Origin of the sequence: Gracilibacillus sp. YIM 98692 (genome assembly GCF_010993965.1) — a bacterium.
Lineage (GTDB): Bacteria > Bacillota > Bacilli > Bacillales > Amphibacillaceae > Gracilibacillus.
Window position 1 is genome coordinate 1 of the sequence record NZ_WIXM01000034.1, and the last position, 24,446, is coordinate 24,446.

Consider the following 24,446-nt stretch of genomic DNA (forward strand, 5'->3'; position numbering starts at 1 on the left):
GATCATAACACTTTTTAAAGCAGTAAGAGTTAAACTTATTCTCATTTTACTGCGCAGTTTATGGATATTGTGCAATAAATTTTATTTTTAAAAGGCAGCAATCTTGTAAAAACAGCCTTAAATTTATCATTCTGATGCATGCTCTAAAACTTTTTTTAACTTTTGCTCGAATCGTCTTCTTGGGATCATCACAGAATGTCCACAGCCTTCACATTTAATTCGAATATCCATCCCCATGCGAATCACCTTCCAACGGTTTTCCCCACATGGGTGTGGCTTTTTCATCTCAACAATGTCATGTAAGTCAAATTCCTTTTTTTCCATCTTCTCACTCCTTTTTTCGTTTCATCATGTAAATCTAGACAATTTATGTACAAACATTATATTAGAAAAAGGAGAAATGTGAAATGGAAAGGTTTTTCCTTATACCTAATCATCACCCATAATTTGCTTATCTTTTATAAAAGGATACAGGAAAATGGCACATAGCAAGTACAAATTCAATGCACCGTATAATGGATACAGCCATGCTATTAATGTAGAAAAACCTATATTGGTTAGTGGAATTAAAAATAAGAGGACAACTGCTGCTATTTTCCACAAGGGATACGGAAACCTTTTACAAAGCCTTGTCACAATACCTAAAACACTAGAAATTGCGGTTGTGAATATCGCAAACCATAACAAAATAGACATCAGCAAATAAGTAATGGTTGGATAATTTTTTAATATCGCAAAAAGCGGAATCTCATATAGAATAATCACTTCAGCAATTTGAATTAAGCTATTATTATATAAAAAGGAAGTTAATCCTAAAATCAGTCCGCTCCCTATACTAGCAATCCAGATCTCTCCAGTTGATTTCACTTGATTTCCTACTGCACCTATAACCGCTAAAATCGATAAAATATTTAATGCAGTAAACAGGAAAGCTGCAGACCAATTCTTTTGATGGTTTAAATCTAATAGAAAGACAAGTTGCTGGTCAATCGTAAAATACACGAGCACGGTTAATAAACCAACAATTAATAAAGGTAAAATCACAGCATTTAAAGTTAAAATACCTTGGATTCCTCTTAAAAAAACCAGCAGCAGGAACCCTATAATGACCATAATGCCCAACCATTTCGATAATTGAAAAGCTTCAAAAGTTGCTCCGCTTCCCGCTACCATAATTACCGTTGTTGATAGTAAGTAAAAAAAGATTATCACATCATAAAATCTAGCTATCTTTTTCCCTAATAATATTTCTAAAACAGATAAATAATCTGTCGTTTGATGATAATAGCTGATTTTCATTGTTATATATACGGAAATAATGAAAAATATAGTGAACAAAACGATGGCAAGTCCACTTTCATGGCCAAAAAATTGCCATAATTCCCTACCTGAAGCATAGCCAGCTCCTACCATCGTTCCTATAATTAAAAACATCCATTTGATTCCTGATCTCCACATAGCATTGCCTCCAAAAAAGAGTTAGATATATTAAAAATATGCAATGGCTCGCAATGCTATGATGAATTCCAAAAACAGATTTAGGAAAGAAGATGATAAATAGAAAAGAACAAGATAAATACTGCTATAGTTGGTAAAAAGTCCCCTACTTTAATCTTTGTGATATTTAAGATATTTAAACCAATAGCTAAGATGAGCAGACCGCCTGTAGCTGTCATTTCATTAATAAATAGCTCCAAATAGTCAGCAGGAAGCCAATTATTGATTTCAACCGCTAATAACGCTATTGCCCCTTGGTATAAAACAACTGGTATAACCGAAAACATCACACCATAACCTAATGTAGAGGTTAATACCATTGCCATAAAACCATCTAAAAATGCTTTCGTCACAAGTACTTCATGATCTCCTCTTAAACCGCCATCTAAAGCTCCTACAATCGACATCGCACCAACAACAAAAATTAACGAAGCTGTGACAAATCCTTCCGCTATATTCCCTTTCTCTGCTTTACTTACACTTCGTTCTAGTTTTTCCCCTAGTAAATTCAAATGATCTTCTAAATAAATGACCGTTCCAATGATAGAACCTATTAAAATACTTAATAAAATTAAAACGATATTATCAGCTTGTAAAGCCATTTGTAAACCTATCAAAGCAACTACTAACCCAATGCCTTGTAAAGCTGTCTTTTTAATCCTTTCTGGTATATTTTGAAAAATAAGCCCAATACATGAACCTATTATAATGAATACACCGTTTACCAATGTCCCGAATAATACCATCATTGCCACTCCACCTATCTCTTTACTTCTACACAGAAAAGTCTGACCATAGATGAAGGGCTATGATCAGACTGCTGATTACTCCATTTTGTCTAAAATTCGATTTAAATCATCCTCAGAGAAAAACTCTATCTCAATTTTCCCTTTTCTTTTTCCTTTGTTAATTTTAACATTTGTTCCAAAATATGATTTTAATTGATTTTCCTTTTCCGTTATAAAGATATCTTTCTTTTCTTTCTTTTTCACTTGCTTGAGAGGTTGCTTATTTAATTCTTGAATTAAAGATTCCACCTGTCGAACGTTTAGTTTTTCATGCACAATTTTATTGACGAGAGGCTTTAATTTTTCTTTATCCTTTAGCCCTAGTAAAGCTCTTCCATGTCCCATCGATAATGCACCTTGATTAATCAGCTTCATAATATGCTCAGGTAAGCTTAATAGACGGACGAGATTGGCAATATGCGACCTGCTTTTTCCTAATCGCTTTGCTAACTGATCTTGTGTAATACCAAGCTCATTGATGAGACGGTCATAGGCATTTGCTTCTTCAATCGGTGTTAAGTCTTCCCTTTGAATATTTTCCAATAAAGCAAGTTCCATCATCTGTTCATCAGTTAAATCTTTTACAATCACCGGTATTTTTTCAAAATTAGCTTCTTTTGCCGCTCTAAACCTTCGTTCCCCAACAACAATTTCATAGCCTTTAATACTTTTTCGTACCGTCAGAGGCTGCAATATACCATGTTGAAGAATAGACTCCTTTAACTCTTCAATAGCCTCTTCTTCAAATACTTTCCGTGGTTGGTATGGATTTGGCCTGCATTCTAATATAGAAATTTCTTCTACCTGATCTGTGCTACTTTCTTCCAATTCAGGAAAAAAAGCATTTATTCCCTTCCCCAATCCTTTAGCCATTCGCGATCACTTCCTTTGCTAAGTCCAAATATACCTCTGCTCCTCTTGATTTCGGATCATATGAGATGATCGGTTGTCCATGACTTGGAGCCTCTCCTAAGCGGATATTTCTTGGAATAATAGACTGATAGACTTTACTTTGAAAATATTTTTTCACTTCATCAATAACTTGAATTCCTAGGTTTGTCCTTGCATCAAGCATGGTTAAGAGTACACCTTCTACCATTAATGCTTTATTTAAATGCTTTTGCACTAACCGAATGGTATTTAAGAGTTGACTTAATCCTTCTAAAGCATAATATTCACACTGCACAGGTATAATCACAGAGTCCGAAGCAGTTAAAGCATTAATTGTTAGTAATCCTAGTGACGGCGGACAATCAATAATAATATAATCATATTGCTCTTTTATACTATCAATGGCTTTTTTTAACCGTACTTCTCTTGATAAAGTCGAGACTAATTCTATTTCAGCACCAGCTAATTGAATAGTGGCTGGAATAATATCTAGATTTTTGATGTCTGTATGAATACAAATCTGATCAGCGGTCAAATCATCCACTAACGCATTATAAACACATTGTTCCACATCCCCTTTATTAATGCCAACACCGCTTGTTGTATTGCCTTGAGGATCGATATCAACGATCAGAATTTTTTTATCTAAATGTGCTAAACATGCACTTAAATTGACAGAAGAAGTTGTTTTGCCTACGCCTCCTTTTTGGTTTGCTACGGCAATTACCTTTCCCATGATGCCACCTACCTCTTACGTCTTTTTCATTATTTTATCATTAAAGTCGTTCAAGCAACCACTATTTTCACAATATAGTAATAATTAGGTCTTTTGTGTCAATTCATTAGCAACCCCTATACACAAAACAACCCATCTTTTAACAATGGAAAGATGGGTAAACATGCTCAATTCTTTTTTGGTATTTTGATCGTTATTTGATAGTAATCATCGTAATCTTGTTCATTTGTTTCTAAATTTATTCCAGTGTCCGATACCATATCTAATGATTGACGGATTGTGTTCATGGCGATCCGCATATCTTTATTAACCCCTTTTAATCGAGGCTTTTTCGGTTTTTCCTTCTTAGTAAATAGCTTTTCAATCTGCGCTTCTGTCTGTTTTACATTTAAATCATTTTCAATGATTTGATTTAATATGTCTATTTGCAGTTCTCGCTCTTTCAGCACAATTAATGCTCTTGCGTGTCTTTCCGTTATTTTTTTCTCCATAATAGCTTGTTGCACTTCTTCTGGAAGCTTTAATAATCGCATCTTATTGGCAATAGTCGATTGACTTTTTCCTAGTCGTTGTGCAAGCGCTTCTTGCGTTAATTCATGCATTTCAATTAACTTCTCATATGCTCTTGCTTCTTCAATAACCGTTAATTCTTCACGCTGCAGGTTTTCAATAAGGGCAACAGAAGCTGTCTCCCTATCGGTCATATCCCGAATAATGGCAGGTACTTGCTCCCAATTCAAACTTTGCGCAGCTCGCCAACGTCTTTCCCCTGCTATCAATTCATATTGGTCGTCTTCCTCTGATAACCTACGCACTACAATAGGTTGAATCATACCATGTGTATGTAATGTTTGGGCAAGTTCTTCTATTTTTTCCTGACTAAAAATAGCTCGCGGTTGATAGCGGTTTGCTTGGATATTAGCAACTGGCAAATGAACGACCTCATCCTCATTAGCAGTATTCTCTTCCTCTACAAACCCTTCTTCGACCGTTTTATCCCCTAGACCAAATAATTTACTAAATGGGTGTAACATACTTCAACACCACCTTCATATGCTTTACCAAGTTCGTTTCTCCATCCGTTTTACATTTAAATATCTCGTTTATTATATAAAAACAAAACTTAAGATGATTAAAAAATAAGGCCATCATTTTGTTTCACGTGAAACAGTTCGTATGCTGTTGGTTCTATTTTATCATAAAAAGAAAAAAAGAAGGTAGCAAATCAATCATTTATTTTGAATAAAGTCTTTTTTTCTATTCTAAAGGCTTTTTATTCGGGGTACCTGGTTTCCTTGGATATTTTTTAGGTGTCTTTTTCTTTTTGTCCACCAACACGATATTTCTTTCTCCATTTTCATCAGGTAACTGGAAAGTTTCTACTTTCCTTACCTTCCCCCCCAGTAATTCTATGGCTTGATCTGCTACTTTTAATTCTTCTTGAACATTAGATCCCTTCATCGCCAGCAAAGTTCCATTTGTACGAGCTAATGGTAAACAAAGCTCACTTAACACAGACATACGCGCAACAGCTCGCGCCATTACCACATCGAAGCGATTTCTGAATGCTTCTTTTTTGCCAAATAATTCGGCACGGTCATGATAAAAAGATACGTCTGTTAAGTTTAATTCTGATGCTAAATGATTTAAGAAATTAATACGCTTTTGCAAAGAGTCTACAATCGAAATTTTTAAATGTGGATAAATTATTTTCAGCGGAATGCTAGGGAATCCTGCACCAGCTCCCACATCACATATGTCTAGTTCATTGCTGAAATCAAAGTAAAAGGCTGCAGTTACAGAATCATAGAAGTGTTTCGCAAATACTTCCTCCTTGTCTGTAATCGCAGTTAAGTTCATTTTTTCATTCCACTCCACTAAAATTTGATAATATTTTTCGAATAGAGCTATCTGATCATCAGAAAGCTCTATTCTTTTTTCTAATAAATGAGATCGAAAAGCTTCTATATTCATGACAATAAGGCACCTCTATTCACTCGAAACTTTGGCTACATTCCCTTGTTCAATATACACTAATAGAATCGAAATATCGGCTGGATTTACACCGGAAATCCGCGATGCTTGCGCAACTGATAAAGGTCGAACTTTTTTCAGCTTCTCTCTTGCTTCTGTCGCAATACCGCTGATTGCATCATAGTCAATATTTTCTGGAATGACTTTGCTTTCCATTTTCTTCAGCTTTTCTACTTGTTGATTAGATTTTGAGATATAACCTTGATACTTAATTTGTATTTCCACTTGTTCTTTTACATCTGCTGCTAAATCTTTTTCTGATGGGGTCACTTGTTCAATCACATCATATGTCACTTCTGGCCTTTTTAATAAATCGTAAGCAAGCACCCCATCTTTTAGTCTTGTACCACCGATAGATTCCATTAATTGCTGTAATTCTTCTGTTGGCTTCAACCGTACTTTACTTAAACGTTCTTTTTCTTCTTCGATTAGATGTTTTTTCTCTTCAAATCGTTGATAACGTTCTTTTGATATAAGACCAAGTTTATATCCCAATTCGGTTAATCTTAAGTCTGCATTATCATGCCTTAATAAGAGACGGTACTCCGCTCGAGAAGTTAACAAACGATAAGGTTCATTCGTCCCTTTTGTAACAAGGTCATCAATTAATACACCGATATATGCTTGGGAACGATCTAAAATGACAGAATCTTTACCAAGTGCCTTAGCAGCTGCATTAATCCCAGCCATAATCCCTTGACCTGCTGCCTCTTCATAACCAGAAGTACCGTTGATTTGGCCTGCAGTGAACAATCCTTCAATATTTTTCACTTCCAATGTTGGCCAAAGCTGTGTTGGTACAACTGCATCATATTCAATTGCATAACCTGCTCGCATAATTTCTGCTTCTTCTAACCCAGGGATGCTGCGCAATATTTGATGCTGCACATATTCTGGCAGAGATGTAGAAAGACCTTGTACGTATACTTCGTCTGTATTTTTCCCTTCAGGCTCTAAGAAAACTTGATGTCTCGGTTTATCATGAAAACGAACAATTTTATCTTCAATGGATGGACAATATCTTGGACCTGTCCCTTTTATCATTCCTGAATACATTGCGGAAAGTCCTAAGTTTTCATTAATAACTTCATGTGTTTTTTCATTTGTATACGTTAACCAGCAAGGAATTTGGTCTAATATGGCTTCCGTTGTTTCATAAGAGAAATGCTGCGGATGTTCATCTCCTGGCTGGATTTCCGTTTTGCCATAATCGATGGATTGATTATGAACCCTTGGCGGTGTCCCTGTTTTAAAGCGCACAAGATCAAACCCTAGTTCTTCTAAATGTTCTGCAAGCTTCACACTTGCACGCTGATTATTTGGGCCACTTTCATAAGAAATATCGCCAATAATTACACGACCTCGCATAAACGTACCTGTCGTTATAATCACCGTTTTTGCACGATATAATGCTTTGGTTTCAGTAATCACTCCTTTACATTTCCCATCTTCCATAAGTAATTGCTCTACCACGCCTTGTCTTAAAGTTAAATTAGGCTCTTTTTCTAATATACTTTTCATCTCTTGAATATATAATGGTTTATCAGCTTGTGCTCTTAATGCACGTACTGCCGGGCCTTTTCCTGTGTTTAACATACGCATTTGAATATACGTTTTATCAATTACTTTACCCATTAAACCACCTAAGGCATCCACTTCTCTTACGACAATTCCTTTAGCGGGTCCTCCAATAGATGGGTTACATGGCATAAATGCAATCATATCTAAATTTAAAGTTAACATAAGTGTTTTTGCACCGCGTCTTGCCGCAGCATGTGCAGCTTCTACTCCCGCATGTCCTGCACCAATCACAATAACATCATATTGACCAGCTTCATATGTTGACATGGCTGATCCTCCTTTTCCTATCATTTATTCTATTTACCAAGACAGAACTGAGAAAATAATTGATCAATCAGGCTATCTTGTACCGTATCACCAATAATCTCACCAAGTAATTCCCAAGCTCTCGTTACATCTATTTGTACTAGGTCTATTGGCATGTCTGCTTCAATGGCATTTCTAGCATCATCTAATGCTTGTAGCGTTTGCTGTAACAGTTGAATATGGCGAACGTTTGATACATAAGACATATCACCTGTTTCAATGTCACCCATAAAGAAAGTATCGGCAATTGCCTCTTCTAATTTGTCAATCCCTTCATCTTCGATCAATGTAGTCGTTATCACTTTTTGATCTCCAGCTAATTGCTTTACTTCTTCCAAGTTTAACTTCTGAGGCAAGTCCGTTTTATTGACGATCACAATATATTCTAAACCCTTCACAGCCTCAAATAATTGACGATCTTCCTCTGTTAATTCTTCTCCATTATTCAAAACAAGCAAAATCAAATCAGATTGTTTCAACGCTTCTCTTGAACGTTCCACCCCGATTTTTTCAACAATATCCTCTGTTTCTCGAATTCCTGCCGTATCAACGAGTCTTAATGGGATACCTCTTATATTGACATACTCTTCAATCACATCTCTTGTCGTCCCAGGTATATCGGTCACAATTGCTTTTGTTTCTTGTACCAATGCGTTTAATAAGGAAGATTTCCCTACATTGGGACGACCAATTATAGCTGTAGCAATCCCTTCTCGTAATATTTTCCCTTGCTTTGCCATACTAAGTAATCTTTCTACTTCTTGATATACATATTTCGTTTTTTCTTTTAATAACTGATGGGACATTTCTTCCACATCATCATATTCTGGGTAATCAATATTCACTTCTACATGAGCAACTGTTTCAATAAGTTGATGTCGCAACTGACTGACCTGTTTTGATAATTTTCCATCCAATTGCTTTAAGGCAATGTTCATAGCCTTGTCTGTTTTTGCTCGAATTAGGTCCATTACAGCTTCTGCTTGAGATAAATCAATTCTTCCATTTAAAAAAGCTCGCTTCGTAAATTCTCCCGGTTCCGCTAATCGAGCACCATTTGCTAATACAAGCTCTAATAAACGATTTACCGAAGCAAGCCCTCCATGACAATTGATTTCTACTACATCTTCTTTTGTGAAGGTTTTTGGAGCACGCATGACATTAACCATGACTTCCTCTATTACTTCCTTCTCTTTTGGCTCCACTATTTTTCCGTAATTTATCGTATGAGAGGCTACCTCCTCTAAACTTTTCCCATCAAATAACCTATTTACAATCGGAATTGCCTCTTCCCCAGTTAAACGAACAATCGCAATAGCCCCTTCCCCTATAGGAGTGGATATTGCAGCTATTGTATCTGTTTCCATTTTTTCACCTCCATGTTTTACGTTATCCACATCTATATCAAAGAAATATTATTATCACTCCACTAACTTATTAGAATACCATAAATCAGCTATAAAAGAAAAGATATCCACATCTTTTTTTGGTAATCCTTTTTGGCTTATTTTTATCCACATGTGAATAACTTATTTACCAATCCTTTTATTTAGTTAGTAAGAAACGTAAATATTAAAAAGTGGAAAAACCCGCCCCTAAATGAACATCCATACATTTCGTAATATATAACTCGCGACATGGCAAAATTTTTAATACTTGAAAAATTAACTTTGAATACCGCTACAGAAACATACTTCGCTTTCCATGGGAGTCTACGTATATTTTCCCACTGGACTAGCACTCACTTAAGAAAGAATGGTGGAAAGCCACGTTTAAAAAATAAGGCGCAGTTTGAAGCTATTATGAAAGCATTTGCTTCTTTCTTCTTTCATAAGATACTGGCTTTCCTATCATTATTTCCTTAGTACATGCCAACAGTCGAATGGACATCCATGCTAATAATTTTTGTACCTTTCTAACACAAAAAAATGGTGATAAGTTTACCTTACCACCACTTGTGTTTATTATTTAGGTTTTATCACAACATATCGATTCGGTTCTGTCCCTTTTGAATCTGTTAATAAATTGGGATTATGCTGCAAAGCTGTATGAATAATTTTTCTCTCAAAAGACGGCATCGGTTCAAGTTTTACTTCTGATTGAGTTTGAATAGTACGATCCGCTATACGTGAAGCTAATTGTCTTAATGTTTCTTTCCTTCGATCACGATACCCCTCAGCGTCCATCACAACAGTATGGTATTTATCTGCATACTGATGAATCGCTAGCTGTGCTAAATATTGAATTGCATTTAGCGTTTGGCCACGTTTACCGATAAGAACCGCCATTTTTTCCCCGCTTAGCTCACATGTGACTACTTTATTGTCCACTGTCAATTCTAAATCAACATCAACGCCAAAGCCTTTCACAATATTACGAATGTATTTTTCTAACTTTTCAATTGGATCATCTTGCTTCGTTACCTTAACAATTGCTGGCTTAGAACCGAATAGACCTAAAAAGCCCTTCTTCCCTTCCGCAATCACTTCAACTTTTGCTTGGTCCTCTGTGATGTCTAACTGCTTTAAAGCTGATTGGACCGCTTCATTAACGGATTGTCCAGTAGCAGTTATTTGTTTCACTCTTTGCTTCCTCCTGTAGCAGCTTCTGATTTTTTCATCATTGGATTTTTAATTAAGAGAGTTTGCAACACCATAAAGATATTACCGACTACCCAATAAAGTGCCAATGCTGATGGGAAGAAAATCGCAAAGATCCCGATCATAATCGGCATTAAATATAACATCATCGTCATCTGCGGCATCATAGAATTTTGAGTTGCCGTTGTACCTGCCATCATTAGCTTTTGTTGCAAATAAGTGAATCCTGCAGTTAACACAGGTAAAATAAAATATGGATCAGGTGAATCTAACTGGAACCACAAGAACTGGTGGCCATCTAATGCACCTGTTCTCATAATCGCATGATAAAAAGCAATTAAGATTGGCATTTGCACAATAATTGGTAAACAACCAGCTAGTGGGTTTACGCCATTTTTTTGGAACAATTGCATCGTTTCCTGCTGTAATTTTTGTTGTGTTTGCTGATCTTTAGAACTATATTTTTCACGAATTTTTTGAAGTTCAGGCTGTATTTCTTGCATCGCCTTAGAACTTTTCAACTGTTTAATATTTAATGGTAATAAAACCAATCGGATTAAAATGGTTACAATTACGATGGATAAACCGTATCCATATTCTGCATGAAAAAATTCAGCTACTTGGACAATTAGCCAAGATAAAGGGTATACAAAGTAAGAGTTCCATATCCCTTCACTTTCTGGTGTGATATCCTTATCTATTTCCGTACAACCAGACAGCAAAAGGATGACACTTACTAAGCCTATTATTAGCAAGAGCTTCCTACGCATCGTTATCCTCCTTAACTCGATTACATGTTCCGTGTTGATTCTATCGTTTTACATTTTACCACTAATGTGATAACAGTTTCTAGTAAAACTTGTATTATCCATGAAATAAATGCGTTTTATATAATAAATGGCTTAAACTTTTCTTTATTTCATGATAGTTCATATTTCTAGTCGGCTTTCTAGCAATAATCACAATATCATATGTAGGTTTTATTCTATGATCCATATCAGTAAAAGCTTGTCTTATATATCTTTTTATCTGATTACGGACAACGGCATTCCCTATTCTCTTACTAACCGATAATCCCACACGATAATGTAACTGCTGTTCGTTATAAAGATAGTATATAACAAGTTGCCGATTTGCAAAAGAAGCGCCCTTCTTAAACACTTTTTGGAACTCTGTATTTTTTTTTATTCTAAATGCTTTTTTCATAACATGTGCGCCCCCATTAATAAACAGCCTTCATTTATGAAAAACTTCTATTTAATCCGTCTCTATACATGGAAAAGACCACTGATGTTATCAGTGGCCTATGCTGACAATACTTTTCTACCTTTTTTACGACGACGTGCAATCACTTTACGTCCATTTTTTGTGCTCATACGCGCACGGAATCCATGAACTTTTTTGTGTTTACGATTATTTGGTTGAAATGTACGTTTCATTATATATGCACCTCCCTGAGGAATATTAAAGTCACAATCCATTTAGACAGTCTAGGTCATTATACGGTTAAATCCCCTCTTCTGTCAACTTTCATCTCAAAATTCATTTTAAAGTATTGTTATATAACAAAGTTACCTCCATGGTGTTGTACAACAGATTGGTTGTGGATAAAAGTTCAGGCAAAAATCGACTTTTTCATAACTTAGTCGACAAAGTATGCACAAAAAAACATGTTGTGGAAAAGAAAAAGTCACAAATTGTTGAAGTTGTGGATAACTTGACGATAATCATTGCAACGTTTGGTTTTTTCTGATATCATATTTGTGTTTTAGTCTGTGTAAAAGTCATGTGTGTTTTTATTTTATCCACAGAGTGTGGATTGTTTGTGGATAAATATTCACAACATGTTTATGAGATTATTCACAATAATGTGGAAAACTGAATTCAAAGGTTTTCCGCTTTTTTGTCAGTTAAGAAGAGTCCACAAGCTATCCAAAGGAAGGAGGGAGCATGGAAGATGGAAAATATAGAAGATTTATGGAGCAGCACCCTAGAAATTATTAAAGAAAAAGTTAGTAAACCAAGTTTTGATACATGGTTAAAAAATACGTCTGTTGATCAATTAAAAGAAGATACAGTTATTATTTCAGCTCCAAATGAATTTACTAGAGACTGGCTAGAATCACGTTATACTTCAATTATTTCAGAAGCTCTTTATGATTTAACAGGAGCAAAGCTGCAAGTAAAATTCATTATTCCAGAGACAGAGCAAGAAATAGATCAACAAGTGATGAAAGAGAAAAAAAAGACTAGTCCTAACAAACAAGAAAATCAGCTATCACCTAAATCTATGTTAAATGAGAAGTATACCTTTGAAACATTTGTAATTGGATCAGGAAACCGGTTTGCTCATGCTGCATCTCTTGCTGTTGCAGAAGCTCCGGCAAAAGCGTACAATCCATTATTTATATATGGAGGGGTAGGATTAGGTAAAACACACTTAATGCATGCCATTGGGCATTATGTATTGGATCATAACCCATCAGCAAAAGTCGTTTATTTATCTTCCGAAAAGTTTACCAATGAATTTATCAATTCCATCCGTGACAATAAAGCGGTGAACTTTCGAAATAAATATCGAAATGTTGATGTTTTACTAATAGATGATATTCAGTTTCTCGCTGGAAAAGAACAAACGCAAGAAGAATTTTTCCATACATTTAATACATTACATGAAGAAAATAAACAAATTATTATTTCTAGTGACCGTCCTCCAAAGGAAATTCCAACACTTGAGGATCGTTTGCGCTCAAGGTTCGAATGGGGTTTGATCACTGATATTACTCCACCGGATTTAGAAACTAGAATAGCTATTTTACGGAAGAAGGCAAAAGCAGAAGGACTAGATATTCCGAATGAAGTCATGCTTTATATCGCTAATCAGATTGATACAAATATAAGAGAGTTAGAAGGAGCCTTAATTAGAGTGGTCGCTTACTCTTCTCTTATTAACGAAGATATAGATGCCTCCTTAGCGGCAGAAGCGTTAAAAGACATCATTCCAACATCTAAACCGAAAGTTATTACCATTCAACATATACAAGAAACAGTCGGAAAGAAATATAACGTGAAATTAGAAGAGTTCTCTGCCAAAAAACGAACAAAATCTATTGCTTTTCCTCGTCAAATTGCGATGTATCTATCGCGCGAGCTTACCGATTTCTCATTACCTAAAATAGGAGAAGAATTTGGAGGAAGAGATCATACAACAGTTATTCATGCACATGAAAAAATTGCAAAATTAATGGGAGACGATCCAATACTTAGTAAAGAAATAGACGAAATTACCGAACAAATAAAATCTATGTAATCGATCCTATTGTGAAAACTGTGGATAGTAGAATCACACATACCAACAAGTTATCCACATCTGGATAAAAGGTGTTAGAAAGCCTTTAGAAAAGTTATCCACATAATCACACTCCCTATTACTAGTACTACTATATTTTTATTAATAATATATATAAATATACTTCCTCAAGGAGGATAAAAATGAAAATCATTTTGAATAGAGATAAATTAATGGAAAGTATTCAACATGTAACAAAAGCTATTTCATCTAAAACTGCAATCCCTATTTTAGAAGGATTAAAAATAAAGGCCTCTCATGATGGTGTTTTGCTTACAGGGAGTAATTCAGATATAACCATTGAATCTTTTATTCCTATCGAAGAAGAAGGAATTCAATTTATAGATGAAATAGAATCCGGTGAAATTATTGTTCATGCTAAATATTTTCCAGATATTATTCGAAAATTACCTTTAGAAACAGTTCAAATAGAAGCTGATGATAATTTACAAATTACGATTCAATCTGGACATGCTGAGTTTCATTTAAATGGCCAAGATGCAGAAGAGTATCCACAAGTAGCTCAGATTCAGACAAATACAAGTTTTGAAATACCTATTAATTTATTGAAAAATATGATTAAACAAACAGTTTTCGCAGTATCTACTTCTGAAACAAGACCTATTCTTACTGGAGTTAATTTAAAAGCTGAAAACAATCAATTAAAATTTATTGCAACAGACAGCCATCGGTTAGCTGCAAGTAATATTCCCTTAACAGGAATTAGTGAGGATTTTCCTTTTGAACAAGTAGTAATTCCAGGAAAAAGTTTGAATGAGCTTAGCAAAATTTTAGACGACACAGAAGAAAAAATGCAGATAAGTATATCTGAAAATCAAATAGCATTTCAAACAGAGCATCTATATTTTCTCTCTCGATTATTAGAAGGTAAATATCCAGAAACTTCTAGATTGATACCAGAAGAAAGTAAAACGATTATTGTTGCTAATACAAAAAAATTATTACAAGCTGTTGATCGCGCTTCTTTATTGGCAAGAGAGAACCATAATAACGTCATTCGCTTGCAAACACAGGAAAACTCTGTTGTGGAGATTTCAGGAAACTCACCTGAAATAGGGAAAGTCGAAGAAGAAATAACTGTTGAAGATATTCAAGGTGAAGAATTAAAAATTTCATTTAGTTCAAAATATATGATAGATGCATTAAAAATTATGGAAACCGATCAGGTGAAGATTGAATTCACTGGTGCTATGCGTCCATTTATTATTAAACCAATTGATCACGATCAAATTTTACAATTAATACTTCCTGTAAGAACTTTTTAAGGTGGGGTTGTCACACAAGTAAGTTGGCAGATAAGTTAGATGTTCAGCAACTGGAATATGCGAGACACCTGTGGGAAATTGAGTGTATTCCAGTTGCGTGTACAGTTTCAAACAGCCTCACACCAATTTTATGCCATCATTCGTTTCCTCATTCATTAGTCAGTATGTATACTTTTCTTCCAATCAAATGTTTAGTAAAATAGACAGAAGGACCAATTTTATGCATCAAATCCTTTCAACCAAAGAAGGTGAAGATATGAAAGAATATATAGAAATTAATACTCCCTATATCCAATTAGGCCAGTTTATAAAATTAGCGAACATCTTGGAATCTGGTGGAATGGTGAAAATGTTTTTGCAAGACAACGGTGTGTATGTGAATGATGAGCTTGAGACAAGACGCGGTAGAAAGTTATATCCAGGTGATGCTATATATGTAGAAGATATTGGCACTTTTATTGTCGCTAAAGAACAAGAGTAAAACAGAGCCGTGAGGGAATTTTCATGCATATTCAACAATTAAGCTTAAATCATTATCGGAACTACTCAGAAATTACCATTAATTTTGATGACAAGGTCAATGTCATTATTGGAGAGAATGCACAAGGTAAAACAAACTTAATGGAAGCTATCTATGTTTTAGCTTTTTCTAAATCTCATCGTACAACAAAAGATAAAGAATTAATTCAATGGGATCAAAATTATGCTAAAATAAAGGGGAGTATTTATAAACGAAAGCAAACTTTCCCATTAGAAATTCAAATAAGTAATAAAGGGAAGAAAGCGAAATTAAATCATTTAGAGCAAAAACGCCTTAGTGATTATATCGGAGCATTAAATATTGTCATGTTTGCCCCAGAGGATCTAACCCTCGTAAAAGGGAGTCCTCAAATTCGCAGGCGTTTTATTGATATGGAAATTGGGCAGGTACAGCCTGTATATATTTACCATCTTGGGCAATATATCAAAATTTTAAAACAAAGAAATCATTTATTGAAACAATTACAAAAGCAAAAACAATCTGATTATACGATGCTGCATGTACTAACAGAACAACTGATTGAACATGCAGTCATTATTGTGGAAAAAAGATTTCTATTCTTAGAAAGGTTGCGTAAATGGGCTAAAGATATTCATTGGGGGATAAGTCATCAGTTAGAAAAACTAGATATTCAATATGATTCTACTATTGATGTATTAGAGACTGATAATAAGGAGAAAATATTAACAGTTTTCCAAGACACATTTGCCAAGGTGAAAGCAAAAGAAATAGATAGAGGGACAACATTAATAGGGCCTCATCGAGATGACTTAATATTTTATGTAAATGATAGAAATGTGCAAACATTTGGATCGCAAGGACAGCAACGCACAACAGCTTTGTCTTTAAAGCTAGCAGAGATCGAATTAATATATCAAGAGGTAGGAGATTATCCAATTTTATTGTTGGATGATGTATTAAGTGAACTTGACAATTTCAGACAATCTCACTTATTAGACACAATTGAAGGAAAGGTACAAACATTCGTTTCCACTACAAGTGTAGATGGGATTGATCATCAGACATTACAGAAAGCAGAGTTGTTTAAAGTCCAAAATGGTGAAATAATTTAATTTAAAAGTAGGGATAAAATGTTTATTCATATTGGAGATGACCATGTGATTCAATCAAAAGATGTGGTAGCAATTATTGATTATAGCTTGGTTACTTCCTCGACTATTAACGAAGAAATGTTAACAGGATTAAAAGAAAAACAGCAGACGGTGACTACCGATGAAGATATAACAAAAGCAATTGTTGTCACATCAGATAAGGTGTATTATAGCCCACTTTCGGTTCTCACGTTGAAAAAGCGAGCGAGCATGATTTCAACGATTAGTAAACTAGAAGATTATTCAGATCATCCTGAAGAAGAATAGTAATATGAATGATTTTTTCCATTAAACTAGAGAATGTAGGTGAATGTAATGACAATGGAAGAAAATTTATCACAAGAACAATTATATGATGCGGAGCAAATACAAGTATTAGAAGGATTAGAGGCTGTACGTAAAAGGCCAGGTATGTATATCGGCTCAACAAATGAGAAAGGATTACACCATCTTGTCTGGGAAATTGTAGATAATAGTATTGATGAAGCGTTGGCTGGTTACTGTGATCATATAGAAGTATTTATAGAAGAAGATAATAGTATTACCGTTGTGGATAATGGGCGAGGAATTCCTGTAAGTTTGCATGAAAAAACGGGAAGGCCGGCTGTCGAAACGATTATGACTGTGTTACATGCTGGTGGGAAATTCGGCGGCGGTGGTTATAAAGTTTCTGGTGGTTTACATGGTGTTGGTGCATCAGTTGTGAATGCACTGTCAAGCGAATTAGAAGTTTATGTACACCGTGATGGAGAACTTCATTATTTGAGCTTTCATCAGGGTGTGCCTAATAATGATTTACATGTGATTGGAGATACAGAAATTACGGGAACGCGAACACGATTTAAGCCCGATCCAGAAATTTTTACGGAAACAACGGTCTTCAACTATGATACGTTAGCGACAAGGTTACGTGAATTAGCCTTCCTTAATAAAGGTTTGACCATTTCGATTCAAGATAAACGAGAGGAAAAAGAAAAGGAAACCTTTTTTTATGAAGGTGGTATTCGCTCCTATGTAGAGCATTTAAATCGTTCTAAAGAAGTATTACATGAGCCGTTTTATGCAGAAAAAGAAGAAGCAAATATTCAAGTAGAAGTATCTCTTCAATATAATGATGGCTTTACAAGCAATATTTATTCGTTTGCAAATAACATTAACACACATGAGGGCGGGACACATGAATCTGGTTTTAAGACAGGATTGACACGTGTCATTAATGATTATGCAAGAAAGAATAACCTTTTTAAAGAGAATGACCCTAATTTAAGTGGAGATGATGTACGAGAAGGGTTGACAGCTATTATTTCCATAAAGCACCCTGATCCACAATTTGAAGGGCAAACGAAAACAAAGCTAGGAAATAGTGAAGCTCGGACTATAACAGACTCTGCCTTTAGTGAATTGTTTTCTAAGTTTTTATTTGAAAACCCAAATACAGCAAGAATTGTTGTAGATAAAGGGCTGATGGCTTCTCGAGCTCGACTTGCGGCGAAAAAAGCTCGTGAATTAACTAGAAGAAAGGGAGCTTTAGAAGTATCTAATTTACCTGGGAAATTAGCAGATTGCTCTTCACGTGATGCTTCGATTAGTGAACTATATATTGTGGAGGGTGATTCTGCAGGCGGTTCGGCTAAACAAGGCCGTGACAGACTATTTCAAGCAATTCTTCCATTACGAGGTAAAATAATCAATGTGGAAAAAGCTAGATTGGATAAAATTTTATCTAATAATGAAATTCGAATGATTATCACTGCACTTGGCACAGGTATTGGAGAAGAGTTTGATATTTCTAAAGCCCGATACCATAAAATCATTATCATGACAGATGCGGATGTAGATGGTGCTCATATTCGAACATTACTCTTAACGTTCTTTTACCGTTATATGAGACCATTAATTGACCATGGATATGTATATATCGCTCAACCGCCACTCTATCAAGTGAAGCAAGGAAAAGCCGTTCACTACACTTATAATGATAAAGAAATGGAACAATTAATTGCTGAGTTACCGAATAATCCAAAGCCCGGTATTCAGCGTTATAAAGGGCTAGGAGAAATGAATGCTACACAATTATGGGAAACCACGATGGATCCCGAAGGAAGAACACTGCTTCAAGTAAGCTTAGAAGACGCAATGGAAGCAGATCAAATTTTTGATATGTTAATGGGGGACAAAGTAGAGCCTAGGCGTAATTTTATCCAAGATAACGCCGTTTATGTAAAAAACTTGGATATTTAATAAGTGGAAATGTTTCTTAATTAATATAATTGCAGCACGTCTTCCTGAAAGGAATAGGAGGTAATCAATATGGTGGATAATCAGCGTCCACACGTTCAAGAAATTAATATCGGACAGGAAATGCGCACATCCTTTTTAGATTATGCAATGAGTGTTATTGTTTCTCGTGCGCTTCCCGATGTTCGGGATGGCTTAAAACCGGTTCATCGTAGAATATTATATGCATTAAATGATCAAGGTATGCATGCAGATAAAGCTTATAAAAAATCAGCTCGTATTGTGGGGGATGTTATTGGTAAGTATCACCCACACGGCGATTCAGCCGTTTATGAAGCAATGGTAAGGATGGCTCAAGATTTCAGTTATCGTTATATGCTTGTTGACGGACATGGTAACTTTGGATCAGTTGATGGGGATCCGCCAGCAGCCATGCGTTATACAGAAGCGCGAATGTCAAAAATATCTATGGAAATGCTCCGTGATATTCATAAGAATACGATTGATTATACAGATAACTACGATGGATCTGAAAGAGAACCTAAAGTATTACCAGCAAGATTTCCTAATTTATTAATTAATGGTGCTAGCGGTATTGCGGTTGGAATGGCAACCAATATTCCGCCACATCAATTAGGAGAAACAATTGACGCTATTTTAGCCATCAGCCGTCAACCAGATATTACGATTTCTGAATTAATGGAATCCTACATTTACGGCCCTGATTTCCCAACATCAGGGAAAATTTTAGGGAGAAGCGGGATACGGAAGGCGTTTGAGACAGGAAAAGGTTCGATTACGATTCGAGCAAAGACAGAAATTGAAGAACATGCCAATGGAAAATCACGCATTCTTGTGTCTGAAATTCCGTATCAAGTCAATAAAGCCAAGCTAGTTGAAAAAATAGCAGACTTGGCAAGAGATAAAAAAATAGAAGGCATTACCGATTTACGAGATGAATCGGATCGTAACGGAATGCGTATTGTAATTGAATTAAGACGGGATGCAAACCCGAATGTGGTCTTAAATAATTTATATAAGCAGACAGCGTTGCAAACATCTTTTGGTATTAATATGCTTGCTCTTGTGGATGGACAGCCAAAAGTCTTAAATCTAAAACAATGTTTAGAGTATTATTTAGAACACCAGAAAGTGATTATTACGAGACGTACTCAATATGAGCTAAATAAGGCAGAAGCAAGAGCGCATATCTTAGAAGGGCTGCGTATTGCCCTTGACCATATAGATGCTATTATCACTTTGATTCGTGAATCACAAACAACAGATATCGCCCGTGAGGGATTAATGAATCAGTATCAATTATCTGAAAAGCAAGCACAAGCGATTTTAGATATGCGATTGCAACGATTAACAGGGTTAGAGCGAGAGAAAATTGAAGAGGAATACAAGCAAATCGCAGAACTCATCAAAGAATTAAAGGCAATTTTAGCGGATGACGAAAAAATTCTAGATATCATTCGGGAAGAATTACTTGAAATCAAAGAACGTTTTAACGATGAGCGAAAAACGGAAATCGTAAGTGGCGGCGTGGATCTAATTGAAGATGAAGACTTAATACCTGAAGAGAGCATCGTCATTACGTTAACACATCAAGGATATATTAAACGTCTGCCAGCCTCTACCTACAGAGCGCAGCGTCGTGGAGGCAGAGGTATACAAGGAATGGGAACAAATGAAGATGATTTTGTCGAACATTTAGTATCTTGCTCCACTCATGACACGGTACTGTTTTTCTCCAACCAAGGGAAAGTATATCGTGCAAAGGGGTATGAGATACCTGAATTTAATCGAACGGCAAAAGGAATACCTATTATTAATCTACTAGAAGTAGAACAAGGCGAATGGATCAATGCTGTAATTACCGTGAAGGAATACAACGAAAATTGGTACTTGTTCTTTACGACGAAACATGGTATTTCCAAAAGAACTTCTTTAACGCAGTTTGCTAATATTCGTAAAGGCGGTTTAAGAGCATTAAACTTAAAAGAAGATGACGAGTTGATATCGGTTCGCTTAACCAATGGTGATAAGGATATCTTAATTGGGACTAAAAGTGGATATGTGATTCGATTTGAAGAAACGCAAATTCGTACAATGGGAAGAACAGCTGCCGGAGTAAAAGGTATTTCTTTAAGAAATGACGATGAGGTTGTATCAATGGAAATAGCTGATAAAGGTTCTTATGTGTTAAATGTTACCGAGAATGGATATGGAAAACGGACACCTGTAGAAGATTACCGAATAACGAACCGTGGTGGGAAAGGTATTGTGACAAGCAATGTTACGGAAAAAACAGGAAATGTCGTGGCGGTAAAAACGGTAACAGGTGAAGAAGACATTATGATTATGACGATATCGGGTGTATTAATCCGTATGCAAGTAGAAGGCATTTCTATTACAGGACGTAATACACAAGGAGTTCGTTTAATTCGATTGCAAGAAGAAGAAAAAGTAGCTACTGTAGCAAAAGTGACACCAGAAGATGAGGAATTGACAGAAATTGATGAGGAGACAGAAAAATAATACAGGGGTGTGGTCTGATTGAAGGTGCATCCATCACAACTTATCCCGGGGTGTCTTATAGTAGATGCAGTCAAAGATAACAGCAACCATCCCATCATTCCTTCTAATACGGCCATTAACCCGAAACATATTCAGATACTTTTACAATTAGGTATAGAGCAAGTAGAGGTTTCGGAAAAGTTATCTAATGGGGGTATTTTCCACCCCAAAAGGGACAGTCATGACGATAGACAGTTGTTTTACAATATGTATATACAAACTGTCCGTCAATATAAAAAACTGTTTCATCAGTGGAAAACTACACATAAGGTAATTGCGGCAGAAGTGATAGATTTAATGAATCCAATCTTGGATCTATTGGATGAGGTGAAGATGGATATCTTTGCTTTATCTGAATGGTCTACTAAACAAGATTACTTTTATCACCATGCTGTTTCCCTTTCCCTTCTTTCTGGCTATCTTGCTAAGATGCTGGGGCTTAAAAAAGAATGGAAACAAGTTGCTTTTGCCGGAGCCTTAGCGGATTGTGGAAAAGCATTAATTCATACAAATTGCTATTTAAAAGATAAACGTCTAACACTATCAGACTATAAACAGTTACAAAAGCACCCTTTATATTCATACCGACTGATTAAATATCATGATGCTTTTCCAAATCCCGTAATAAAAGCCGTATTACAACATCATGAACGGTCTGATGGAAGCGGATATCCATTTGGTATAAAGGGAGATAACATCCATCTTTTTGCAAAGATCTTAGCTCTTTGTGATATGTATCATGCGATGACGTCTGAGAGAATCTATTCGAAGAAACAAACGCCATTTAAAGTAGCAGAATATTTGATCAGATCAGAACAGGGCAAACTAGATAAAAGAGTATTAAAATGCTTTATTCAATCATTTTTTCTTTTACCTAAAGGAACTCGTGTATTGCTGTCTAATCAGAAGGAAGCATATATACAGCATACTCCCATAGAATATCCAGTAAGACCGACGGTTGTTCTTAAAGAAAATGGGAAAGTGTTAGATTTGAAGAAGAAACCTGCTTGGTATATTGAAAAATGGATACAGGAATAATTTTAATGTAAAGAAGGAAGTATCAAATATCTTCCTTCTATTATTTTTTTAAAAAACATTACCCTGTGTAAACTCTTACATTGTTGTTGTAATGAAAAGTTCTGAAAAAGTGTGGAAAAACGCCATAAAAAAGGGTTGAAAAACGTGAAAACATGTCGTATTGTAAATTACAATAGTTAGATAAATATTTTCTTAAATTACTCTAACACTAGGCATTGACAGCTATTCATGTAAATAGAAGGGAAGACCAAATCTAAAGGAGGTTCATTTATGAGACAAGATAAGTTTAGTAAAGAGGGGTTAACGTTTGATGATGTTTTGCTACTGCCTGCTGAATCTAATGTGTTGCCTCGTGACGTTTCTGTAAAGACGAAATTATCTGACAATATTACACTAAATATACCTTTTATTAGTGCAGGTATGGACACTGTTACGGAAGCTGATATGGCTATAGCTATGGCACGTCAAGGTGGATTTGGTGTGATTCATAAAAATATGTCGATTGAAGAACAAGCAGAACACGTAGATCGAGTAAAACGTTCGGAAAGTGGTGTTATTTCTAACCCATTTTTCTTACTACCCGAAAATCAAGTGTTTGATGCTGAATACCTTATGGGTAAGTTTCGCATTTCTGGTGTACCTATTGTAAATAATGAGAAAGATCAACAACTTGTTGGTATTCTAACGAACAGAGATTTACGCTTTATTGAAGATTATTCGATCCGCATTTCTGAGGTCATGACAAGTACGAATCTTGTGACTGCTTCAGTAGGTACAACGTTAGAAGAAGCAAGTGAAATTTTACAAAAACATAAAATTGAAAAGCTTCCTTTAGTTGGAGAGAACAATGTCTTAAAAGGTCTTATTACCATTAAGGATATTGAAAAAGTCATCCAATTTCCTAACTCTGCAAAAGATAAATACGGAAGATTGTTGGCAGGGGCTGCTGTAGGTGTAACGGCAGATTCTATGGTTCGTGTGGACAAGCTTGTAGACGCTGGTGTGGATGTGTTAGTGATCGATACAGCACATGGTCATTCACAAGGAGTAATTGACCAAGTAAAACGTGTAAGAGATAAATATCCGGATATTGATATTGTGGCAGGTAATGTGGCAACACCAGAAGCTACCCGTGCATTAATTGAAGCTGGTGCGAATATTATTAAAGTAGGTATTGGCCCTGGTTCTATCTGTACAACTCGAGTTGTTGCAGGTGTTGGCGTTCCTCAAATTACAGCTGTTAATGATTGTGCAGAAGAAGCAGATAAGTATAATATACCAATTATAGCAGATGGTGGTGTTAAGTACTCAGGTGATATTGCTAAAGCCATTGCAGCTGGAGCGAGTGCAGTCATGTTAGGAAGTTTATTTGCTGGTGTAACCGAAAGCCCTGGGGAAACAGAGATTTTCCAAGGTAGAAGATATAAAGTATACCGCGGAATGGGATCTGTGACTTCTATGAAATCTGGCTCTAAAGATCGTTATTTCCAAGATTCCCAAGATGCGAAAAAACTTGTTCCTGAAGGTATTGAAGGGCGTGTAGCATATAAAGGTCCATTGGCAGATACCGTGCATCAATTGCTTGGAGGTTTAAGATCAGGAATGGGTTATTGTGGTGCAGAAAGTATACAAGTATTACGTGAAGAAGCTACTTTCATCCGAATGACAGGTGCAGGACTTCGCGAAAGCCACCCACACGATGTACAAATAACAAAAGAATCACCAAACTATTCCATGTGATAAAGGAAAACAAAAAGCAGAAGAAAACTTGGGAATGCCAAGTTTTCTTTTTAACTAGTAATCAAACTTTTGGCTAATTGTCGAATATTGTAAATGGTTATTTTGTGGCATTTTTTATTAGGTGGA

At 35.6% G+C, this 24,446-nt stretch carries 22 protein-coding genes; 9 read left to right on the forward strand and 13 right to left on the reverse strand.

The features are described 5' to 3' along the window. Nucleotides 1-126: 126 nt before the first annotated feature. The 13 genes from GHD00_RS18210 to rpmH all read right to left on the reverse strand — a co-directional run bounded on the left by GHD00_RS18210 (nucleotide 127) and on the right by rpmH (nucleotide 11,872). A complete protein-coding gene (locus GHD00_RS18210) occupies nucleotides 127-324 on the reverse strand; it encodes a DUF951 domain-containing protein (RefSeq protein ID WP_163539633.1) in 198 nt (65 codons plus the stop codon). Between the two features lie 105 nt (nucleotides 325-429). After that, the gene (locus GHD00_RS18215; RefSeq protein WP_163539634.1) at nucleotides 430-1,458 is read right to left on the reverse strand and encodes a YkvI family membrane protein; all 1,029 of its coding nucleotides are present in this window, start codon (nucleotides 1,456-1,458) and stop codon (nucleotides 430-432) included. Nucleotides 1,459-1,538: 80 nt separating this feature from the next. After that, nucleotides 1,539-2,243, reverse strand: a complete 705-nt coding sequence (locus GHD00_RS18220) for a DUF554 domain-containing protein (RefSeq protein WP_163539661.1) — start codon at nucleotides 2,241-2,243, stop codon at nucleotides 1,539-1,541. A gap of 78 nt (nucleotides 2,244-2,321) precedes the next feature. Continuing rightward, on the reverse strand, nucleotides 2,322-3,158 hold the full coding sequence (locus GHD00_RS18225) for a ParB/RepB/Spo0J family partition protein (protein ID WP_163539635.1): 837 nt from the start codon (nucleotides 3,156-3,158) through the stop codon (nucleotides 2,322-2,324). Continuing rightward, nucleotides 3,151-3,912 (reverse strand): ParA family protein, encoded by a 762-nt coding sequence (locus tag GHD00_RS18230; RefSeq protein ID WP_163539636.1) that lies wholly within the window; start codon nucleotides 3,910-3,912, stop codon nucleotides 3,151-3,153. Before GHD00_RS18230 ends, GHD00_RS18225 begins: the two co-directional genes overlap by 8 nt. Nucleotides 3,913-4,079: 167 nt before the next feature. Next, nucleotides 4,080-4,946, reverse strand: a complete 867-nt coding sequence (noc, locus tag GHD00_RS18235; RefSeq protein ID WP_163539637.1) for a nucleoid occlusion protein — start codon at nucleotides 4,944-4,946, stop codon at nucleotides 4,080-4,082. Between the two features lie 223 nt (nucleotides 4,947-5,169). Next, the gene (gene rsmG / locus GHD00_RS18240; protein ID WP_163539638.1) at nucleotides 5,170-5,886 is read right to left on the reverse strand and encodes a 16S rRNA (guanine(527)-N(7))-methyltransferase RsmG; all 717 of its coding nucleotides are present in this window, start codon (nucleotides 5,884-5,886) and stop codon (nucleotides 5,170-5,172) included. Between the two features lie 15 nt (nucleotides 5,887-5,901). Then, entirely contained in the window at nucleotides 5,902-7,794 is a 1,893-nt protein-coding gene (mnmG, locus tag GHD00_RS18245; protein WP_163539639.1) for a tRNA uridine-5-carboxymethylaminomethyl(34) synthesis enzyme MnmG, read from the reverse strand. Between the two features lie 29 nt (nucleotides 7,795-7,823). After that, complete coding sequence (gene mnmE / locus GHD00_RS18250) at nucleotides 7,824-9,200, reverse strand: tRNA uridine-5-carboxymethylaminomethyl(34) synthesis GTPase MnmE (protein WP_163539640.1); 1,377 nt, start codon at nucleotides 9,198-9,200, stop codon at nucleotides 7,824-7,826. Nucleotides 9,201-9,797: 597 nt separating this feature from the next. Further along, nucleotides 9,798-10,415: an RNA-binding cell elongation regulator Jag/EloR gene (gene jag, locus GHD00_RS18255; protein WP_163539641.1), complete on the reverse strand. Its 618-nt coding sequence runs from the start codon at nucleotides 10,413-10,415 to the stop codon at nucleotides 9,798-9,800. Further along, the gene (spoIIIJ, locus tag GHD00_RS18260) at nucleotides 10,412-11,203 is read right to left on the reverse strand and encodes a YidC family membrane integrase SpoIIIJ (RefSeq protein WP_163539642.1); all 792 of its coding nucleotides are present in this window, start codon (nucleotides 11,201-11,203) and stop codon (nucleotides 10,412-10,414) included. The genes jag and spoIIIJ overlap by 4 nt, the downstream gene beginning before the upstream one ends. A 94-nt stretch (nucleotides 11,204-11,297) precedes the next feature. Then, complete coding sequence (rnpA, locus tag GHD00_RS18265; RefSeq protein WP_163539643.1) at nucleotides 11,298-11,639, reverse strand: ribonuclease P protein component; 342 nt, start codon at nucleotides 11,637-11,639, stop codon at nucleotides 11,298-11,300. A gap of 98 nt (nucleotides 11,640-11,737) precedes the next feature. After that, entirely contained in the window at nucleotides 11,738-11,872 is a 135-nt protein-coding gene (gene rpmH / locus GHD00_RS18270) for a 50S ribosomal protein L34 (RefSeq protein WP_163539644.1), read from the reverse strand. Between the two features lie 518 nt (nucleotides 11,873-12,390). Here rpmH and dnaA point away from each other — a divergent pair. The 9 genes from dnaA (at nucleotide 12,391) to guaB (ending at nucleotide 24,320) form a co-directional block, all read left to right on the forward strand. After that, a complete protein-coding gene (dnaA, locus tag GHD00_RS18275; RefSeq protein WP_163539645.1) occupies nucleotides 12,391-13,743 on the forward strand; it encodes a chromosomal replication initiator protein DnaA in 1,353 nt (450 codons plus the stop codon). Nucleotides 13,744-13,925: 182 nt separating this feature from the next. Further along, nucleotides 13,926-15,068: a DNA polymerase III subunit beta gene (dnaN, locus tag GHD00_RS18280; RefSeq protein ID WP_163539646.1), complete on the forward strand. Its 1,143-nt coding sequence runs from the start codon at nucleotides 13,926-13,928 to the stop codon at nucleotides 15,066-15,068. Between the two features lie 256 nt (nucleotides 15,069-15,324). Next, nucleotides 15,325-15,549: a S4 domain-containing protein YaaA gene (gene yaaA / locus GHD00_RS18285; RefSeq protein ID WP_163539662.1), complete on the forward strand. Its 225-nt coding sequence runs from the start codon at nucleotides 15,325-15,327 to the stop codon at nucleotides 15,547-15,549. A gap of 23 nt (nucleotides 15,550-15,572) precedes the next feature. Then, nucleotides 15,573-16,682 (forward strand): DNA replication/repair protein RecF, encoded by a 1,110-nt coding sequence (gene recF, locus GHD00_RS18290; protein ID WP_163539647.1) that lies wholly within the window; start codon nucleotides 15,573-15,575, stop codon nucleotides 16,680-16,682. 18 nt (nucleotides 16,683-16,700) lie between these two features. Further along, on the forward strand, nucleotides 16,701-16,988 hold the full coding sequence (gene remB, locus GHD00_RS18295; protein ID WP_163539648.1) for an extracellular matrix regulator RemB: 288 nt from the start codon (nucleotides 16,701-16,703) through the stop codon (nucleotides 16,986-16,988). A gap of 54 nt (nucleotides 16,989-17,042) precedes the next feature. Then, on the forward strand, nucleotides 17,043-18,962 hold the full coding sequence (gene gyrB / locus GHD00_RS18300; RefSeq protein ID WP_205600790.1) for a DNA topoisomerase (ATP-hydrolyzing) subunit B: 1,920 nt from the start codon (nucleotides 17,043-17,045) through the stop codon (nucleotides 18,960-18,962). Nucleotides 18,963-19,031: 69 nt separating this feature from the next. After that, nucleotides 19,032-21,503 (forward strand): DNA gyrase subunit A, encoded by a 2,472-nt coding sequence (gyrA, locus tag GHD00_RS18305; RefSeq protein ID WP_163539650.1) that lies wholly within the window; start codon nucleotides 19,032-19,034, stop codon nucleotides 21,501-21,503. A 24-nt stretch (nucleotides 21,504-21,527) separates the two neighbouring features. Then, nucleotides 21,528-22,580 carry an HD-GYP domain-containing protein gene (locus tag GHD00_RS18310; RefSeq protein WP_240468752.1) on the forward strand — a complete coding sequence of 351 codons (1,053 nt, stop codon included), beginning with the start codon at nucleotides 21,528-21,530 and terminating at the stop codon, nucleotides 22,578-22,580. Nucleotides 22,581-22,850: 270 nt separating this feature from the next. Further along, nucleotides 22,851-24,320 (forward strand): IMP dehydrogenase, encoded by a 1,470-nt coding sequence (gene guaB, locus GHD00_RS18315; protein WP_163539652.1) that lies wholly within the window; start codon nucleotides 22,851-22,853, stop codon nucleotides 24,318-24,320. Nucleotides 24,321-24,446 lie beyond the last annotated feature (126 nt).

Bases quoted from the DNA above. Each gene is read 5' to 3' on its own strand.
- GHD00_RS18210 (WP_163539633.1), bottom strand. From the start codon at position 324: ATGGAAAAAAAGGAATTTGACTTACATGACATTGTTGAGATGAAAAAG.
- GHD00_RS18215 (WP_163539634.1), bottom strand. From the start codon at position 1,458: ATGTGGAGATCAGGAATCAAATGGATGTTTTTAATTATAGGAACGATG.
- GHD00_RS18220 (WP_163539661.1), bottom strand. From the start codon at position 2,243: ATGGTATTATTCGGGACATTGGTAAACGGTGTATTCATTATAATAGGT.
- GHD00_RS18225 (WP_163539635.1), bottom strand. From the start codon at position 3,158: ATGGCTAAAGGATTGGGGAAGGGAATAAATGCTTTTTTTCCTGAATTG.
- GHD00_RS18230 (WP_163539636.1), bottom strand. From the start codon at position 3,912: ATGGGAAAGGTAATTGCCGTAGCAAACCAAAAAGGAGGCGTAGGCAAA.
- noc (WP_163539637.1), bottom strand. From the start codon at position 4,946: ATGTTACACCCATTTAGTAAATTATTTGGTCTAGGGGATAAAACGGTC.
- rsmG (WP_163539638.1), bottom strand. From the start codon at position 5,886: ATGAATATAGAAGCTTTTCGATCTCATTTATTAGAAAAAAGAATAGAG.
- mnmG (WP_163539639.1), bottom strand. From the start codon at position 7,794: ATGTCAACATATGAAGCTGGTCAATATGATGTTATTGTGATTGGTGCA.
- mnmE (WP_163539640.1), bottom strand. From the start codon at position 9,200: ATGGAAACAGATACAATAGCTGCAATATCCACTCCTATAGGGGAAGGG.
- spoIIIJ (WP_163539642.1), bottom strand. From the start codon at position 11,203: ATGCGTAGGAAGCTCTTGCTAATAATAGGCTTAGTAAGTGTCATCCTT.
- rnpA (WP_163539643.1), bottom strand. From the start codon at position 11,639: ATGAAAAAAGCATTTAGAATAAAAAAAAATACAGAGTTCCAAAAAGTG.
- rpmH (WP_163539644.1), bottom strand. From the start codon at position 11,872: ATGAAACGTACATTTCAACCAAATAATCGTAAACACAAAAAAGTTCAT.
- dnaA (WP_163539645.1), top strand. From the start codon at position 12,391: ATGGAAAATATAGAAGATTTATGGAGCAGCACCCTAGAAATTATTAAA.
- dnaN (WP_163539646.1), top strand. From the start codon at position 13,926: ATGAAAATCATTTTGAATAGAGATAAATTAATGGAAAGTATTCAACAT.
- yaaA (WP_163539662.1), top strand. From the start codon at position 15,325: ATGAAAGAATATATAGAAATTAATACTCCCTATATCCAATTAGGCCAG.
- recF (WP_163539647.1), top strand. From the start codon at position 15,573: ATGCATATTCAACAATTAAGCTTAAATCATTATCGGAACTACTCAGAA.
- remB (WP_163539648.1), top strand. From the start codon at position 16,701: ATGTTTATTCATATTGGAGATGACCATGTGATTCAATCAAAAGATGTG.
- gyrB (WP_205600790.1), top strand. From the start codon at position 17,043: ATGGAAGAAAATTTATCACAAGAACAATTATATGATGCGGAGCAAATA.
- gyrA (WP_163539650.1), top strand. From the start codon at position 19,032: ATGGTGGATAATCAGCGTCCACACGTTCAAGAAATTAATATCGGACAG.
- guaB (WP_163539652.1), top strand. From the start codon at position 22,851: ATGAGACAAGATAAGTTTAGTAAAGAGGGGTTAACGTTTGATGATGTT.